The organism is Arcicella sp. LKC2W, from assembly GCF_034931005.1.
Lineage (GTDB): Bacteria > Bacteroidota > Bacteroidia > Cytophagales > Spirosomataceae > Arcicella.
Genome location: NZ_JAYGIN010000011.1, coordinates 68,658 through 85,760, shown reverse-complemented (window position 1 = coordinate 85,760; position 17,103 = coordinate 68,658). Strand labels below are relative to the sequence as shown.

The 17,103-nt window shown below is 36.9% G+C and carries 19 protein-coding genes; 9 read left to right on the top strand and 10 right to left on the bottom strand.

From position 1 onward, the window contains the following. Window positions 1-648 carry a hypothetical protein gene (locus VB796_RS10135; RefSeq protein ID WP_323346419.1) on the bottom strand — a complete coding sequence of 216 codons (648 nt, stop codon included), beginning with the start codon at window positions 646-648 and terminating at the stop codon, window positions 1-3. A 63-nt stretch (window positions 649-711) separates the two neighbouring features. Here VB796_RS10135 and VB796_RS10130 point away from each other — a divergent pair, with 63 nt between their 5' ends. Continuing rightward, window positions 712-945, top strand: a complete 234-nt coding sequence (locus tag VB796_RS10130; protein ID WP_323346418.1) for a hypothetical protein — start codon at window positions 712-714, stop codon at window positions 943-945. Between the two features lie 27 nt (window positions 946-972). Continuing rightward, the gene (locus tag VB796_RS10125; RefSeq protein ID WP_323346417.1) at window positions 973-1,317 is read left to right on the top strand and encodes a DUF6984 family protein; all 345 of its coding nucleotides are present in this window, start codon (window positions 973-975) and stop codon (window positions 1,315-1,317) included. A gap of 58 nt (window positions 1,318-1,375) precedes the next feature. Here the strand turns inward: VB796_RS10125 and VB796_RS10120 are convergent, their stop codons facing one another. Beyond that, entirely contained in the window at window positions 1,376-2,140 is a 765-nt protein-coding gene (locus VB796_RS10120) for a glucose 1-dehydrogenase (protein WP_323346416.1), read from the bottom strand. Window positions 2,141-2,633: 493 nt separating this feature from the next. On the opposite strand from VB796_RS10120, the gene VB796_RS10115 reads away from it, so the two are divergent. Further along, window positions 2,634-3,617 (top strand): ribonucleoside-diphosphate reductase small subunit, encoded by a 984-nt coding sequence (locus VB796_RS10115; protein WP_323346415.1) that lies wholly within the window; start codon window positions 2,634-2,636, stop codon window positions 3,615-3,617. A 186-nt stretch (window positions 3,618-3,803) separates the two neighbouring features. On the opposite strand, the gene murG is transcribed toward VB796_RS10115, so the two are convergent. From murG to VB796_RS10090, 5 genes are all read right to left on the bottom strand, one after another. Further along, entirely contained in the window at window positions 3,804-4,895 is a 1,092-nt protein-coding gene (gene murG, locus VB796_RS10110; protein WP_323346414.1) for an undecaprenyldiphospho-muramoylpentapeptide beta-N-acetylglucosaminyltransferase, read from the bottom strand. A 9-nt stretch (window positions 4,896-4,904) separates the two neighbouring features. Further along, window positions 4,905-6,044, bottom strand: coding sequence for an FtsW/RodA/SpoVE family cell cycle protein (locus tag VB796_RS10105; RefSeq protein WP_323346413.1), 1,140 nt, complete (start codon window positions 6,042-6,044; stop codon window positions 4,905-4,907). Window positions 6,045-6,126: 82 nt separating this feature from the next. Further along, window positions 6,127-6,537, bottom strand: coding sequence for a molybdenum cofactor biosynthesis protein MoaE (locus VB796_RS10100; RefSeq protein ID WP_323346412.1), 411 nt, complete (start codon window positions 6,535-6,537; stop codon window positions 6,127-6,129). A gap of 120 nt (window positions 6,538-6,657) precedes the next feature. Then, window positions 6,658-7,155 (bottom strand): dihydrofolate reductase, encoded by a 498-nt coding sequence (locus tag VB796_RS10095; RefSeq protein ID WP_323346411.1) that lies wholly within the window; start codon window positions 7,153-7,155, stop codon window positions 6,658-6,660. A 49-nt stretch (window positions 7,156-7,204) separates the two neighbouring features. Then, on the bottom strand, window positions 7,205-7,612 hold the full coding sequence (locus tag VB796_RS10090) for a GNAT family N-acetyltransferase (protein ID WP_323346410.1): 408 nt from the start codon (window positions 7,610-7,612) through the stop codon (window positions 7,205-7,207). Window positions 7,613-7,831: 219 nt separating this feature from the next. Here VB796_RS10090 and VB796_RS10085 point away from each other — a divergent pair, with 219 nt between their 5' ends. Both VB796_RS10085 and VB796_RS10080 read left to right on the top strand, forming a co-directional pair. Then, a complete protein-coding gene (locus VB796_RS10085; RefSeq protein ID WP_323346409.1) occupies window positions 7,832-8,476 on the top strand; it encodes an NAD(P)-dependent oxidoreductase in 645 nt (214 codons plus the stop codon). A gap of 107 nt (window positions 8,477-8,583) precedes the next feature. Continuing rightward, window positions 8,584-9,606 (top strand): WD40/YVTN/BNR-like repeat-containing protein, encoded by a 1,023-nt coding sequence (locus VB796_RS10080; RefSeq protein ID WP_323346408.1) that lies wholly within the window; start codon window positions 8,584-8,586, stop codon window positions 9,604-9,606. Window positions 9,607-9,669: 63 nt separating this feature from the next. Here VB796_RS10080 and nadA read toward each other — a convergent pair whose 3' ends face one another. Continuing rightward, entirely contained in the window at window positions 9,670-10,659 is a 990-nt protein-coding gene (nadA, locus tag VB796_RS10075) for a quinolinate synthase NadA (protein ID WP_323346407.1), read from the bottom strand. Window positions 10,660-10,855: 196 nt separating this feature from the next. Beyond that, window positions 10,856-11,710: a carboxylating nicotinate-nucleotide diphosphorylase gene (nadC, locus tag VB796_RS10070; RefSeq protein WP_323346406.1), complete on the bottom strand. Its 855-nt coding sequence runs from the start codon at window positions 11,708-11,710 to the stop codon at window positions 10,856-10,858. Between the two features lie 289 nt (window positions 11,711-11,999). Here nadC and guaB point away from each other — a divergent pair, with 289 nt between their 5' ends. Together guaB and smpB are read left to right on the top strand one after the other, a co-directional pair. After that, the gene (gene guaB / locus VB796_RS10065) at window positions 12,000-13,469 is read left to right on the top strand and encodes an IMP dehydrogenase (protein WP_323346562.1); all 1,470 of its coding nucleotides are present in this window, start codon (window positions 12,000-12,002) and stop codon (window positions 13,467-13,469) included. Window positions 13,470-13,553: 84 nt separating this feature from the next. Next, window positions 13,554-14,009 carry an SsrA-binding protein SmpB gene (gene smpB, locus VB796_RS10060; RefSeq protein WP_323346405.1) on the top strand — a complete coding sequence of 152 codons (456 nt, stop codon included), beginning with the start codon at window positions 13,554-13,556 and terminating at the stop codon, window positions 14,007-14,009. Window positions 14,010-14,184: 175 nt separating this feature from the next. On the opposite strand, the gene VB796_RS10055 is transcribed toward smpB, so the two are convergent. Continuing rightward, window positions 14,185-15,036, bottom strand: coding sequence for an OmpA family protein (locus VB796_RS10055; RefSeq protein ID WP_323346404.1), 852 nt, complete (start codon window positions 15,034-15,036; stop codon window positions 14,185-14,187). Window positions 15,037-15,206: 170 nt separating this feature from the next. Here VB796_RS10055 and VB796_RS10050 point away from each other — a divergent pair, with 170 nt between their 5' ends. Together VB796_RS10050 and lhgO are read left to right on the top strand one after the other, a co-directional pair. Next, window positions 15,207-15,731 carry a hypothetical protein gene (locus VB796_RS10050; protein WP_323346403.1) on the top strand — a complete coding sequence of 175 codons (525 nt, stop codon included), beginning with the start codon at window positions 15,207-15,209 and terminating at the stop codon, window positions 15,729-15,731. A gap of 100 nt (window positions 15,732-15,831) precedes the next feature. Beyond that, on the top strand, window positions 15,832-17,031 hold the full coding sequence (lhgO, locus tag VB796_RS10045) for an L-2-hydroxyglutarate oxidase (protein WP_323346402.1): 1,200 nt from the start codon (window positions 15,832-15,834) through the stop codon (window positions 17,029-17,031). Window positions 17,032-17,103: the final 72 nt, after the last annotated feature.

Here is a 17,103-nt window from a genome sequence, read left to right as displayed (position 1 = left end):
TTACAGCAGTTTTGTTTCTAATATTTCTCTAAATTTCCTCAGGATAGATATGATTTTTAGGAGGTCTTCCCTTTCCATACTATTGAAGGTTTTAGACACGCAGTAAGTTCTATTTTTCATCACGATAAATCTCCAACTTTGCCCAACTACTTCGCAACCATAAAGAGGTTTATCGTCATCATTTTGGGCTTGTCCAATCAAAAATGCTTCTAATAATTGAGCCATTGGGTCGCCAGTAGGGTTTTTTTCGGGTTTGTATTCTTGAAAGTGGAAAAATGGGCGAATCATATAATCTAACAAACCCTTGGCAATGACAAAATCAGCTTTTACTGAAAGATTATAGCCATCAACTTTGGCTTCTAATTTTTTATCAAAAAAGGAAGCAAAAATGGTATCTTCCATCACTCCACCCAATTCGAGAACAGGACTGATAAATTTCATTTTCAAATCCTCTTCGCTCCATGTGGTCATTTTTTGAGTGCCTTTTGTATAGGTATGTTCAAAAATGTATTTTTCACCTTGATTAAGGATGGGGTCTTGTACATCCAGCCACTCGTCCAAAAGTGGCGTGGTATTGGGAAAACCTATCTTAGTGAGTCCGAAGGTCAAAATCATTTCACCTTCACGCCATTCTTTTTTCTTTGCCATAAGTAAAATTGCCTTGTATATTTACAAAAGTACGAAAAAAAGGGTACTCTATCTTGCTAAACAATGCTAAAACAAACTTTCATTGCCCTCTTGACGAAATATACAAATGACCAAGATTTGATTACGGAATTATGGGCTGAAATCGAACGAAATTACTCCGACAAAAAGAGACATTATCATACTTTGAAGCATTTGGAGAATTTATTACGAATTTTTAAAACTAATTATTTTTACCTTAAATTTGAAGCACAAGCAAGAGTGAATTTAGAAAAAGAGTTGACATTTTTAACTCACTAATTCACAAATCAAGCAATCACAAATAAAATGGAAACCCGCAAAATAAGAGACAACGAAAAAGCTTTAATTACTTTTTTATTAGAAAGCCTAAATTTAGATTTGGCAGATTATCCCATCAATGAAGATGTTTTTGAGTACGAAGGTGGCAAAATGGGAAGTATCAGTTTGAATAATAATCCTGATAGTTACGTCGGAGATTTGATACAGGTAGAATACATTGATACCGACGGTATTCCTGTGGTTATTACTTTGACCGAAGACGATAAAGGGCAATTGTTGGATTTAGATTTCTGGAAAAATGATATGTCAAAATTATTAAAATATCCTTCCGTTGATGAAGTCGTAATTTTGAGAGGAGAGGAAGATAATTAGTGATTGAGTGTATTGTCGAAAATTACTCAATCACAAATCACTCAATCACTCAATAAAATTACCCCGCCGTGATTCCGCCATCAATGGGCAAGGCGTGACCTGTGATGAATGACGCTGAGTCCGAACATAACCATACGATTGCCTCCGCAATTTCTTCTGGTTTGCCAAAGCGTTTCATCGGAATGGAGGCTTCTAATTTATCTTTCATGTCGTCGCCGATTACGTCAAACATTTCCGTAACTAAAGGCGTAATGGTAAAGACTGGACAAACGGCATTTACCCGAATACCTTTCTTGGCGTATTCTAATCCTGCCGATTTTGTCATGCCCACCACAGCGTGTTTGCTGGCGGCATAAGCCACATTATTGGGAAATCCCGATAAACCCGCCACCGACGATACATTGACGATTGAGCCAAAACCTTGTTTGGTCATCACGTCCAATTCTGCACGCATACACATAAAAACACCAGTGGTATTGATAGCCATTACTTTCTCAAAATTATCAGTTGGATATTTATGTGTTGGAGTCCATAGTCCACCGATTCCAGCATTGTTTATACCAAAGTCAAGTCGTTTGTAGATTTCTATTGTTTTGAAAATGAGATTATTAACAGATTCTTCGTTGGCAACATTACACTCTATAAAAGTGGCTTCTCCACCTATATCTTGAATCATTTTTACGGTTTCGTGTCCACCGTCAATGGTAATATCAGAAACGATTACTTTCGCTCCGTGTTGGGCAAATAGTAAAGCGGCAGCTCTACCCAAACCAGATGCTGCACCTGTAATGAGGGCGACTTTTCCTGCAAAATTGTGTGTCATTTTATTAACTTGTTGAGAATTGTTTGAATATGAGAGACTTAAAAAGAGGCTTAAAGAAGGCTGGAAATGTTTATTTTATTGACCTGACTAAAATCAACACAAATCATTAGTAATTAAAGCGATTGCTTTCTAAATTTGACAAATAATCTTCAAAATACAAAACATTTTACTTTATCAGATAGTAAATATAGAAGTATATCGTAACACTCCAACTCAAAATCTTGTAAGTAAATTTTATTCGGTTTTCATTTGTACAGGAAATTATTAGTTCATCAAAAAAAACAAATAGTTAACCCCAAATAAAACCTAATTAACTGTCAAATTTGTAAATTCGTTAATATAATTTATACAAAGTAAGTTTAATTTTAAATCATTAGTTTTTTCTGATATTCACTGAAAATATATTGTAATTCTGAGGAGTTCTAATATCAAATGTGAGCATCTTGCTTTTAAGTCAACATCAGTTACAGAACTAAAAATTCTTCCTAAAATCATGACAAATACTCCACTGGTAGAGCCTCTTTTGGTAGAAGACCCCAACCGCTTCGTATTGTTTCCTATCAAGCAAAATGATATTTGGCAATTCTACAAAAAAGCAGAAGCTTCTTTCTGGACTGCTGAAGAAATAGACCTTTCACAAGATTTGAACGATTGGGAAAATCGTTTGAATGACGGAGAAAAACATTTTATTTCACACGTATTAGCATTTTTTGCAGCTTCTGACGGTATCGTTAATGAGAACTTGGCGGTAAATTTCCTTTCGGAAGTACAATATGCTGAGGCAAAATGTTTCTACGGTTTCCAGATTATGATGGAAAATATTCACTCAGAAACGTACTCGTTGTTGATTGATACTTACATCAAAAATCCAGTTGAGAAGGATAAAATGTTACGTGCTGTTGACACGATTCCATGTGTGAAAAAGAAGGCAGATTGGGCTTTGCGTTGGATTGAAAAAGGAAATTTTGCAGAACGCCTTATCGCTTTTGCTGCCGTAGAAGGCATTTTCTTCTCGGGTTCTTTCTGTTCGATTTTCTGGTTGAAAAAACGTGGTTTGATGCCAGGTTTATCATTTTCAAATGAATTAATTTCGAGAGATGAAGGTTTGCACTGTGACTTCGCTTGTCTCCTTTATACCGACCACGTAAAAAACCAATTAGACCCTAATGATATTTACAGCATTATTCTTGATGCCGTAGCTATTGAAAAAGAATTTGTAACAGACGCTCTTCCTGTTTCATTAATCGGTATGAATGCAGAGTTGATGTGCCAATACATCGAATTTGTTGCCGACCGTTTATTGATAGCTTTGGGTTTACAAAAACAATACAATGCAACCAATCCATTCGACTTTATGGAAATGATTTCGTTGCAAGGAAAAACTAATTTCTTCGAGAAACGTGTGGCAGAATACCAAAAATCAGGTGTAATGTCAGAAAAAGAATCAATGTCTTTCTCTTTAGACGAAGATTTTTAGAGGATATAATTTCAATAAAAAACGCCGTAAATTATCAAAATTTGCGGCGTTTTTTATTATTCAAAATATTCTACTAACCAGACAAGATTTTATATTGTCTTCTGTCAATCAGACAAGGGTTTATCTTTTCTTCTGCCAATAAGACAAGGCAATGCCTTGTCTCTACGGAATATGGAATAAAAATAATTATTTTATCAATTTTAAAACCTCCTCCGCAATTTCTCTGGCGGCTTCTGGCTTGGCTAATTCATGAATATTCTTACAGAGAATTGCCTGTTTCTCTGGGTCTTGCAATAATGAAATCGTTGCTTTTATCAAATCTTCACGAGCGGTAACATCTTTTACTAAAATAGCTGCATCGTTTTTTACTAAACTCATAGCATTCATGGTTTGGTGGTCTTCGGCAGCGGTTGGTAGTGGCACTAAAATGGATGGTTTTGCGGCTAAACATAATTCAGAAACTGACAATGCTCCTGCACGAGAAACGACTACATCAGCTATGGCATACGCTAAATCCATTTCATAAATAAAATCAGAGACAAATACTTGCCCTTCAAATACTTCTGCGGTTTTCTTAGCACGGTCGATGTATAATTTTCCCGTTTGCCAAACTACTTGATAACCTGCTCCGACTAAATTGGTCAATCCAGCGTCGATGGCTTCATTAATCGTTCTCGCACCCTGACTTCCACCAATAACTAAAACTGTTTTTTTACTTGATAATAAACCAAAATGTTCAAGAGCTTTGGCACGTTTTGAGTTTACCTCCAAAATATCTTTTCTAACAGGGTTTCCTGTCATTCTAATTTTCTCTTTTTTGAAAAATGCGTCCATATTGGGGTAAGCAACGCAAATTTTATCGGCACTTTTGGAGAGAAATTTGTTCGTTACACCCGCATAAGAATTTTGTTCTTGAATCAAATACGGAATATCCATCATAGAAGCTGCCAACAAAACAGGGCCAGAAGCATAACCGCCCACACCAACTGCAACATCGGGTTTAAAATCCTTAATGATGCCTCGTGCTTCTGAAAGACTTGAAATTAATTTTTTGGGAAAGCTGATATTTGCCAAAAGGTTAGAGCGATTAATTCCTGCAATGGGCAAACCGATGATTTTGTAACCTGCCTTTGGGACTTTTTCCATTTCCATTTTACCTTCTGCACCCACAAAAAGAATCTCGGTGGCAGGGTTAATTTCTTTCAAAGCATTGGCAATGGCAATGGCAGGATAAATGTGTCCGCCCGTTCCTCCTCCTGATATTATGACTTTTGGCATATCGTGATTTTATAAAACTGAATCCTTAACTTTATCTTTACTAACTGAAATGATAATTCCAATCATAGCTCCTGTGAATAAAAGTGAGCTACCTCCCATACTCAAAAGGGGTAAGGGTTGTCCCGTAACTGGGCCTAAACCCGTAGCAACGCCCATGTGAACCATTGCCTGAATTACTAAACTAAATGTTAGCCCTGCCGAGAGCAATCCACCAAAGGCTCGCCCCGAACTATCAACGGCTTTCATGCCTCGATACAAAAGCCATAGGTACAGACATAGTACAAATAAACCGCCAATCATGCCCCATTCTTCAATAATGATGGCATAAATAAAATCAGATTCAGATTCACTCAAAAAGTATCTTTGCTGACTTTTTCCTGGGCCTTTTCCTGTAAAACCTCCATTAGCAATGGCATAATAACTTCTTTCAATTTGATAGTCGGTATCTTTCCCTGCATTGGCATCTTTCTTCCCCATAAGTCCTGTGGTGAAGTTTGAAATACGGTTTCGAGCTGTTTCGATACGACTTCCCGTTCCTGTCATCACCAAAACTGTACCTGCCATGAAAATCCCTGCGAGGGTCATAAACAAGAAATTACTTGGTACTCGTCCAATAAACATCAACAAAAAACAAGTGGCAAATAGTAATGCTGAGGTAGAAACGTTGGTTAAGGCAATACATCCGCAAACGGCAATAATTTTAGCAGTCATTGGCAAAATGTCTGTAAAAGAGTATTCCAAATGCTGTCTTTTTGCCAACATTAACGCCAAGTTAGTAATGAGCGATAATTTGGCAATATCAGAAGGCATAAAGGTCATTCCACCCAAATGAATCCAACGATTTGCATTATTGACACCATGTTCAAATTTATAGGCGTATAGCAACAGTCCAATTGATAGAAAAACGCCAATATTTGAGAATGTAGCAAATTTATGGTAGTCGAAACGATGAAAAAACCACATAGCACCCAAGCCAACACTCATATAAATAGTGTGTTTGATGACAAGGAAAAAGATATTCCCATCGCCTTGAACGGCAAGTCGCCCTGAGGCACTCGCAACTACTACAATACTAATGATGGACAATGCTGCAATAACTGTCCAAATTTGATAATCACCTTCCAGATTTTTTTTGAGCCAAGTAGTCATTTTTATATGTTTAGTAAGGAAGTTTTTGATATTTGTGATTGAGCGAATGGTGATTTAGTGATTAATAAATCACTAAATAAATTTACGCATGAGCTTCTAACCATTCTTCACCACTTTGATAAATTTCTTTTTTCCAGATGGGAACAACCGTTTTTAGGGTATCAATCAGCCATTGACAAGCTTCAAAAGAAGCAGCACGGTGAGGCGTTGAAACGGCAATAACCACTGCTACGTCTCCAATTTGTAAAACGCCTTTGCGGTGAATCATCACGATTTTTTCAATATCCCAACGTTCACGGGCTTTATTGGCAAGTTCTTCCATCTTTTTTACTGCCATGACATCGTATGTTTCAAATTCTAAACGGACTACTTCTTTGGCATTATTATGATTACGAACTGTGCCTATAAAAACATCAATTGCTCCTGCACGTTCTGACTGTGCTGCATCTATACACGCTTGAATATCAATGGCTTGGTCTGCTATTTTTATCATTATTTGAAATAAGTAACACAGACTACAGTCTGTAAGTGAATAAACAGACTGAAGTCTGTGTTACGGTATATTTACAGACTGAAGTCTGTGTTACGGTATATTTACAGACTGAAGTCTGTGTTACGAAAAGCATCTACTCAACTCCACAAAAGAATATGGATATTGATGTTTTTCGTCAGTTGTAAAATCTTCACGGTGAGTTTCTTGCCAAATAGATTTGTCAATTTCAGGGAAAATTGTATCTCCTTCAAAAGAATGATGCACTTCAGTCAGGTAAATTTTATCTACTAAAGGTAAAGATAAACGATAAATTTCTGCTCCTCCAATGATAAATGCCTCCTCGTTTTCTATTTTTTTAGCTTCCAATATTGCATTTTCCAAAGAGTCAACCGTGATACAACCCTCAATTTTAAATGCTTCATTTCGTGAAATAATCACAGAAGTTCTATTGGGCAGAGGTTTTCCGATGGAATCAAAAGTTTTACGCCCCATGATGATGCAATGACCCGTAGTAAGTCGTCTAAATTGCTTTAAATCATTGGGTAAATGCCAAATTAACTGGTTTTTATTGCCAATTACATGGTTTTTGGCTACTGCTACGATGAGGGAAAGTTTCAATTTTTTAGGATTAATATTTATGTAAAATTACGGCTTTAGGACTAATATTTTACAAATTCCTTTCCATTTTTACATATTCAACGCCATCTTTTAACCAAGCTTCAGAAACGATTTGAAAGCCAAATTTTTGGTATAATCCTGTGGCGGATAGGCGGGCATTGCACCAAAGTTTTTTTACGTTACGTTGGCTTGCTTCTTCAATTAAATAGCCTAATAATTTTCCTCCGTAGCCTTTGCCTTGCTCTGATATTTCCGTCGCAAATTTTCTAAATTGAGCAGAATTATGCTCTATAAAAAGCGAAACAACTGATACCAAATTAGCTTCTTTGAAAACCCCAAAGTGTAAGCCAAAGTCATCTTCTGCCAATTGGACGTATTCAAAGGGTTTGTCGGCCCACATCACTCGGTGACGAAGTTCCCAAGTATCAGCAGGTTGTATTTGTTTTATCTCAAGCATGAATTGATGATTTTTATACAAAGAAACAAAATTAAATAAAATGAAGAGTCAGGCGTAGGTGATTATCGAAGTGTATTCTTTATTCTAAAAAAATGTATATTTGTATCATTAGACTCTCTTGATAAAATATTAGAATTCCGATGGGCAGTTTTTACACTGCCATAAGGTGTTTAATTTCTTAAACACCCAAAATGGTATTTTAAATTTTATAAAGAAATCATGAAACAATATACAACTATCGCCGTTATTGGTGGTACTGGCAAAGCTGGAAAATATTTAGTAAATCAGTTAGTCCAACGAGGTTTCCGCCTTAAACTCCTCATCAGAAATCCTGAAACGTTCCAATTAAAAAATCCTCTAATTCAAGTTGTTGAAGGTAATGCCAACAATGCAACAGATATTCATTTATTGATGCAAGGTTGTAATACTATTATCAGCACTTTGGGACTTGGGCAACCGTCAAGTGAAACGAATATTTTTAGTGAATCCACAAAAAATATTTTGTTGGCAATGACCAATCACCAAATTCAACGTTACATCGTTATAACGGGTTTGAACGTAAATACTCCTTTCGATAAAAAAAGCCCCAAAACGCAATTTGCAACGGATTGGATGTACGCTAATTACCCCAAAACAACGGCAGACAAGCAAACTGAATATGATATTTTGTCGAGCAGTAATGTTGATTGGACTCTGGTTCGTTTGCCTTTAATCGAACAAACCGATGAAAAAGGGAATATAAAAGTCAGCTTGGAGGATTGTCTGGAAGATAAAATTAGTGCCACCAACTTAGCAGAGTTTCTTATTGAACAATTAACGGATGACAGGTTTATAAAACAGGCTCCGTTTATCGCAAATAGTTAATAGAGGTGTTAGGATTTGGGTTTTAGAGGTTAGAATATGCGACAATTTATGTACTTAAACGAACAACTAAAATCTAAATTCTGACAACTATTTTTAAATTTTAAAATATGAAGACAATTAAACTTTTGGCAATATTAGGACTTTGGAGTCTGAGTATCATGGGCTGTTCTGAAAAAGTAGAAACCACGCCCACGCCCGTAACACCAACGACTCCAATTACGCCAAGCACTCCCACGACAAGTTTTTTTACTGACCCAACCATGAAGAAAGCCAATTTGGTTTCGGTAAGTTTTGCAAGCGACCAAATATTGTATGCCTTCGGAAATGATGCCAGTAAGGGATATTTATTTAAAAGTACAGATTTGGGGAAAACTTGGACAGAAGTTAAGTTTAGCGATGCAAATCCAATCATGCAGTCGGTAAGTTTCAAAGATGAAAAAGTGGGTATTTTAAACGGTAAAAATGTTTTAGGAACAATTGATGGAGGAACAACTTGGACGCTCATTTCTCGTCCTACTGATGCACAACAAACTGTATATCCCAAAAGTCAAGAAGGACTTATTTTAATGCGACTATATGATAATTTTCATAGTAAAAAATATACGGAAGTTCATTCAATAAATACCGCTAATTTGAGTCATTTCAATTATGTTACGCTTGGAGGGTATATCAATGATGTTCATTTTTTGAAAGATAAATTAGGGATTTTTGTAGGAGAAGTAGGTGCAATTGATGTGATTCTGGCAAAGGCAGACGGTACGTATGATTACATTGACCAAGTAAAGCCTGTATCCGAAGATTTACTTTCTGTATATTTGATAAGTGATAAAAAGGCATTTGTTGGAGGTAAAAACAGCACTTTTTTGAAGACGGTTGATGGTGGAATCAATTGGACGGTTATCAAAACGGGGGTTGCTGGAGATGTATCAAAATTAGCTTTTCAGACTGAAAATTTAGGTTACGGAATTGTGGTAGATGGTGCAAAAACTAATCTTTACAAAATAGAAGATGCAGGTACAAAATGGACAAAAATTACCACGCCAGACACGGCAATTTTCAATGATTTAAAGATAAATTCTCAAGGCAAAGCCATTGCCGTTGGGAAGGATGGAGGGGTTTATTTGTTTTGAGAGCAAAGTAACATAGACTTTAGTCTGTTTATATTTCAAAACAGACTAAAGTCTGTGTTACGATTACTTACTAATCTCCAACATCGCCTTCAATGCTTTCAATGCAGGAACACGAACTTCTTCTGCTACTTGAATCTCTGGCAATTCATAGAACATTGCATTGTATAATTTCTCCATCGTGTTCATTTTCATGTAAGGACATTCAGAACAAGCACATGAGTTTTTCTCGTTGGCAGGAGCAGGAATTAGTTTTTTATCAGGAACAGAAGCTTTCATTTTGTGTAAAATACCTGCTTCGGTTGCCACGATAAATTCTTGACAATCAGATGTTTTTACGAAATTTAATAAGGCAGTTGTTGAACCCACAAAATCTGCTTGCGATAAAATTACTTCCTTACATTCTGGGTGAGCAATCAATAACGCATTCGGATTTTCCTCTTTCGCTTTTTTGAGTTTTTCCAAAGAAATATCAATGTGAACGATACAAGCACCTTCCCAAAGAATTAAATCACGACCCGTTTTCTTGGCAACATAACGACCTAAATTGGCATCTGGAGCAAAGATAATTTGCTTGTCCGCAGGAATAGATTCTACCACTTTTACCGCATTGGACGACGTACAAATAATATCCGTCATTGCCTTAATATCAGCCGTACAGTTGATATAACTTACTACAACGGCATCAGGATATTTTGCTTTGAAAGCCGCAAATTCTTCTTTCGGAGCGGCATCTGCTAATGAACAACCTGCATTCAAATCTGGAAGAACCACTTTTTTATTTGGGTTCAAGATTTTAGCGGTTTCGCCCATAAAATGTACGCCACAGAAAACAATCATGTCAGCATCGGTTTTCTCAGCAGCTTGTGCCAATCCGAGACTGTCGCCCAAATAATCGGCAATATCTTGAATTTCAGCATCTACATAATAGTGAGCCAAAATCACGGCATTTTTTTCTTTTTTTAATTTCAAGATTTGTTCTTTCAAATCTTCACCTTTGAAAGGCACTGAACGGCTCACGTAGCCAACTCGTTGTGATTCTTCTAATAAATTCATGTTCTATGTTTTTGGCACGCAGATGACGCAGATTCTTTCAGAAACGCAGATTTTCGCAGATTCTTTTCTACAATTTGTTGGGATATTTCAGAAGTAGATTTTTTAATCCAAAACAATCATTCAAATCCCATTTTTTTAATCCGTGAAAATCTGTGTTACCGAAGGCATCTGCGTCATCAGCGTGCCATTTAAACCCCTAATACGCTTTTAAACTCAAATCTAAACTATTCACATGATGTGTCAAAGCACCGCATGAAATATAATCTACACCACATTCGGCATATTCACGAATGGTGGTTTCGTTGATTCCTCCCGATGCCTCGGTCATGAATTTCCCATCAATCATTTTTACGGCTTCACGAAGATTTTCAAAGGAGAAATTATCCAACATGATGCGGTCAACTTTCCCAATTTCTAAAACCTGACGTAATTCATCAAGGTTTCTGACTTCAATTTCTATCTGTAAGTCACGCCCAGTAGATTTTAAATAGTCAAGTGCTTGATTGATAGCATTATAGATGCCGCCTGCATAGTCTACATGATTATCTTTTATCAAAATCATATCGAACAAAGCATAACGGTGATTGACCGCTCCACCAATTTTACAAGCCCATTTTTCACACAATCTGAAATTTGGAGTGGTCTTGCGAGTATCCAATAATTTGGTATTTGTGCCTTCCAACAACTTCACCATTGAAGCCGTGTAAGTAGCAATGCCCGACATCCGTTGCATACAATTTAGCACCAAACGTTCCGCTTTGAGAATGGACTGCGACGAACCTGCCACCGTCAAAACGATTTCACCTTTTGTGATAAAAGCACCGTCTTGCAAAATGGTTTTTACTTGTAAATTAGGGTCAACTTCGGCAAAAATCATTTTAGCTAATTCTACACCCGCCAAAATACCCGTATCTTTCACCAAAAGCCTCGCCCGCCCTGTGGCAGTGCTTGGAATGGTAGAAAGTGAAGTATGGTCGCCATCGCCCACATCTTCGTGCAGGGCGGTTTGGATAAAGTTTTTAATGTATGTTGGTTCTAAGTAATTGAACATTTTGTTTCGCTTTGAAAATGGGTAATATTACAGTTTTGTATATATGTTGAAAAGCTAAAATCGGTCGTTGGCTTGTAAATCAACGACCAATTTATTTGCTACTATTTCTATAATTCTAAAAGATTTGTTGCTCAAAAATAACGGTTTAAATTCAAGTTGTTCAGACAAATTTAGTATTATTTTCAGATTAATAAATTATCAAATTTGCAATTTTAACTGCCATTTCTTTTAAAAGTACAAAATTCGATGTAACTTTGTCTTGCAAATAACACTATCAACGCTATTTGCCATGTTAGACTCATCGAAGTTCCTTTTTGAAGCCCTTACTTATGACGACGTGCTTCTCCTTCCTGCTTATTCTGAAGTCCTTCCTCGTGAAGTTACTACTCAAACACGACTGACCAAGAACATTACTCTTAATATTCCAATTCTTTCTGCTGCAATGGATACCGTTACTGAAGCTGCTTTGGCAATTGCTATGGCTCAAAATGGTGGTATCGGAATTATTCACAAAAATATGACAATTGCTCAACAAGCAGAGCAAGTTAGAAAAGTGAAACGTTCAGAGTCGGGAATGATTATTGACCCAATAACTTTGACAGTTGGTAAAACGCTCGGAGATGCTCATAAAATTATGCGTGAATCGAAAATTGGAGGTATTCCAGTGATTGATGAAAATGGCAAGTTAATCGGTATTTTAACCAATCGTGATTTACGTTTTCAGAGAGATATGTCTCGTCCCGTTACGGAAGTGATGACTACCGAAAATTTGATTACCGCTAAAAAAGGAACTTCTTTAGATGATGCAGAAGTTATCCTTCAAGAATATAAAATTGAAAAATTACCAATTGTTGATGAAGCATATAAACTTATCGGATTGGTAACTTACAAAGATATTATTAAAAGAAAAAGCCACCCAAATGCTTGTAAAGACCCATTGGGACGTTTAAGAGTTGGGGCGGCAGTTGGGGTAACACCTGATTTACTCGACCGTGTTGCGGCATTGGTAAATGTTGGCGTTGACGTAGTAAGTATTGATACAGCACACGGACATTCAAAAGGTGTAATTGATGCTTTGAAATCAGTGAAAAAAGCATTCCCAAGTTTAGAAGTAATGTGCGGAAACGTAGCAACGGGTGCAGGAGCAAGAGCCTTAGCCGAAGCAGGTGCTGATGCCGTGAAAGTAGGCGTAGGGCCGGGAAGTATTTGTACAACTCGTATCATTGCGGGTGTAGGAATGCCACAATTATCAGCCGTTTATGAAGCTGCAAAAGCCGTTGCTGATTTAGATGTACCAATCGTAGCCGATGGTGGAATTCGTTTCTCGGGCGATATTGTAAAGGCAATTGCTGGTGGTGCAAGTTCAATCATGGTAGGTTCAATGTTGGCAGGAACTGACGAAGCTCCAGGTGAAGTTGTTTTATACGAAGGACGTAAGTTTAAATCGTATCGTGGAATGGGTTCTGTGGAGGCAATGGAAGATGGTTCAAAAGACCGTTATTTCCAAGATGCAGAAGACGATATTAAAAAATTAGTACCAGAAGGAATTGTTGGACGTGTACCGTTCAAAGGTTCAGTTTCGGAAATTATTTACCAAATGGTAGGTGGTTTAAAAGCAGGTATGGGATATTGCGGAGCTGGTTCTATTGATGCTTTGAAAAAGGCTCAGTTTGTAAAAATCACTTCGGCAGGTGTGAAAGAAAGTCACCCGCACGATATTTCAATCTCAAAAGAAGCACCAAATTATAGCTCTAAATAGGTGTTGGTGGTTAGGGATTAGGGTTTAGTGGAAAATAGAAGTTCCAGCCCTAATTCCTAACCCCTAACTCCTAACCCCTAAAATATGGCAAAGGAGAAAATAGAAAAACACATAGAAATCAGGAATCGGAGGGCATCTTTCGAGTACTCTTTTCTGGAAAAATATACGGCTGGAATTATGCTAATGGGAACAGAAATTAAGTCCATTCGTCAAGGGAAAGTAAACTTGACTGATGCTTATTGTTTGTTTTTAGGAGAAGGATTGTATATCCGTCAAATGAATATTTCTAAGTACAACGAAGGAACGCATTACAATCACGAACCTTTGCAAGATAGAAAATTATTATTAACCAAACGTGAATTACGCAAACTCCAAAACAGTTTGAAAGACGTGGGCTTAACAATAATTCCTACCCGAATGTATATTTCTGAGCGTGGTTTTGCCAAAATAGAAATTGCCTTAGCGAAAGGTAAAAAACTCTATGATAAACGAGATTCTATTAAAGAAAAAGACGTGAGACGAAGTATGGAAAGAGAGTAAACGGATTAGCGATTTATCGTTTCAACGTTAAAAATAAAAGGTGTTTTCAGATTTTTTGAAAGCACCTTTTATTTTTAATAGAATTTTAAATGTTATCTGGCAACACCATGATGCAATGAATAGACAAATAAGCCACCTTTTACCAATTTCTCAGTTACCAATAACTAATCACCACTTAATTTCTATCGCCAGAAACAGCACTTCCTCCCTTTAAATCCACAGGTACCCCATCTACTAAATACCCCGTAATTCTGATTTCTGTTCTGCGGTTCATAGCGTGTTCGAGTTCGGTACAAGCCACGCCGTCATCACATTTATTCAATAATTTGGTTTCTCCGTAGCCTTTTGCTGATATTCTATTTGAAGGAATTTTTCCTTTTTCGATGATATATTTAACGGCGGCTTCGGCACGTTTTTGAGAAAGTTTTAAGTTGTAATCATCGCTCGCCCGTGAGTCCGTATGTGAGCCTAATTCAACCACAATGTTAGGATTATCTCTTAAAATCTGAACTAAATTGTCCAATTCTTTCGCTGCATCTGGACGAATATCCCATTTATTAAGGTCGTAGCGAATATTTTCAATTTTGAAAGAATCATCAATATTGATTTTCTTTAATGTAATTGCTCCTTCTACCAAATCAATGCCGTTCGACTGTTTTGAAACATTTTCGATACTCATTCCTGATACACAAAACACCTTTTTAGGGTCTTGTAAATAACAGGCAGCATTAAAATTTCCTCTACGACTCATGTATCGAGTGCGTTGTCCTAAAATATCGTAGTCATTCCCTTTTTCAAGCATAAAAGTGGCATAACCGTTCATGACAACGGCTGAGTCGGCTAATTTCTTTTTAGTAAGATTATAAAGTTTGATGTAAGTTCCTTCTAAATCGTCTCTGGTGTCGAAGTCATACGCTCTGATTTGAAGTTGATATTTTTTGATGGGTTCAGTGGTTTTTACTTGAGCGATAATGCCCTCACTATTTAAAAGAAAGAAAAAAAAGAAGAGCAAGACGATATTTTTCATAATTTAGGACTGATTTTTGATAATTTAGCATTTAAAATTCAAACGAAAAATATACATTTTGTGATGTGTATTTCGTTTTAAATTTTGACAAAGTTGTACGAGTTTTGACGTTTTAGAAACAAATTACCGAAAATTTTCTTTATAAAATAAATATCTTAATGAAAGATACCATGAAAAATATACTGCTAATCTTATTGATATCAACTGCTTTTTTTTTACAAAGTTGTGATGAACGAATTACGCCAAATAGCAATACGCCCGAAGTTGTACCTCCCACCAAGACTGAATTATTAACATCGCAAGCTTGGCAATACAATGAAGTAGTAATTAGAGGTGGAACTAAAACCGTAGTACAGTTTTCTCGTCCTAATTCCATAGGTTTATCGTCTGAATTTAGTACAGTGCTAACGACTTATAAAGCCGATGGTACTTATTCGAGTTCAGCCAGCAGTGGTACAACAACTGGAAGATGGCAATTTCTTGCTGATGAAACCCAAATAGCTCTTACAAATGCCAATGGGAAAAGACAAGTTTTTGATATTTCTATACTTAGCAAAGAAAAATTCGATTATACACAAACGACTAAAAAGTCTGATTTTGGTGATGAGAGCCTTTGGGCATTATTTTTATCTCAATATGGTTTGCCTACAACGTCTACGGAAGTAGTAGTGGCTATTTCAACAATTCCTAAATGATTATAAACAAGCGTAAAATCATAGAAAGCCCTGTAAGATTTCAAAAATCTTGCAGGGCTTTTTCGTATATTTGCATTAAAAATAACCGTAAATAAGAAATATGCAACACGATATTGTCGTAATTGGTGGAGGAATTGTTGGCTTGGCTACTGCTCTCAGAATCAAGGACCAACGCCCAGATATGAAGATTTTAGTGCTTGAAAAAGAACGTGAAGTAGCCGTACATCAGACAGGAAATAACTCAGGCGTTATTCACTCTGGACTATATTATAAACCTGGTTCTTTGAAGGCAACCAATTGTATTCAAGGTTATCATCAATTGATTGATTTTTGTCAGCAAGAAAATATTCCCTACGAAATCACAGGAAAAGTGGTTGTGGCAACGAAAGAAGAACAACGCCAACAATTGGACAATCTTTATGTGCGTGGACAACAAAATGGTTTGGAGGGAGTTCGTAAAATTTCTCCTGCCGAAGTAAAAGAATACGAACCTTACGTGGCGTGTGTGGAAGGAATGTGGGTGCCTCAAACGGGTATTGTTGACTATAAAGTAGTTTGCCAACGCATGGCAGATAAATTGCGTACTTTGGGAGTAGATTTGCAATTTGGCGAAAAAGTAACTGGTGTAACGAAAGGACATACTTTGTCAATCGTGAAAACTGAATATAATACTTACGAAACCAAATTGGTCATCAATTGTGCGGGATTGTATTCTGATAAAGTGGCTCAAATGTCGCAGGATAGACCAATTGATGTAAGAATTGTTCCTTTTCGTGGCGAATATTTCAAGATTCGTCCAGAAAAACATTATTTGGTGAAAAACCTAATCTATCCTGTACCAGACCCTAATTTTCCATTCTTGGGCGTACACTTTACCCGTATGATGCGTGGAGGAATTGAGGCAGGACCAAATGCCGTTTTAGCATTCAGAAGAGAGGGTTACAAGAAAATGGACATCAACGCCAAAGAATTGTGGGAAACCCTCACTTGGGGTGGATTTCAGAAAGTGGCAGCAAAATATTGGGAAACAGGTTTGGGCGAAATGTACCGCAGTTTCTCGAAAGCCGCATTTACCAAAGCTTTACAAGAATTGATTCCAGATATTCAAGAATCTGACCTTATCGAAGGCGGTGCGGGTGTAAGAGCCCAAGCCTGCGACCGTACTGGTGGACTTTTGGACGATTTCTCAATCATCGAAGACGAAAAGGTAATCAATATTTTGAATGCTCCATCTCCAGCGGCAACGTCCTCATTATCAATTGGAAAGACGGTGGCGGAAATGGCTTTGAGACGGTTTTAGATTTTAGTAGAGACAAGGCACTGCCTTGTCTCCATCAATGTTTTTATTTAAGGTGTTTCTATCTGTATCATA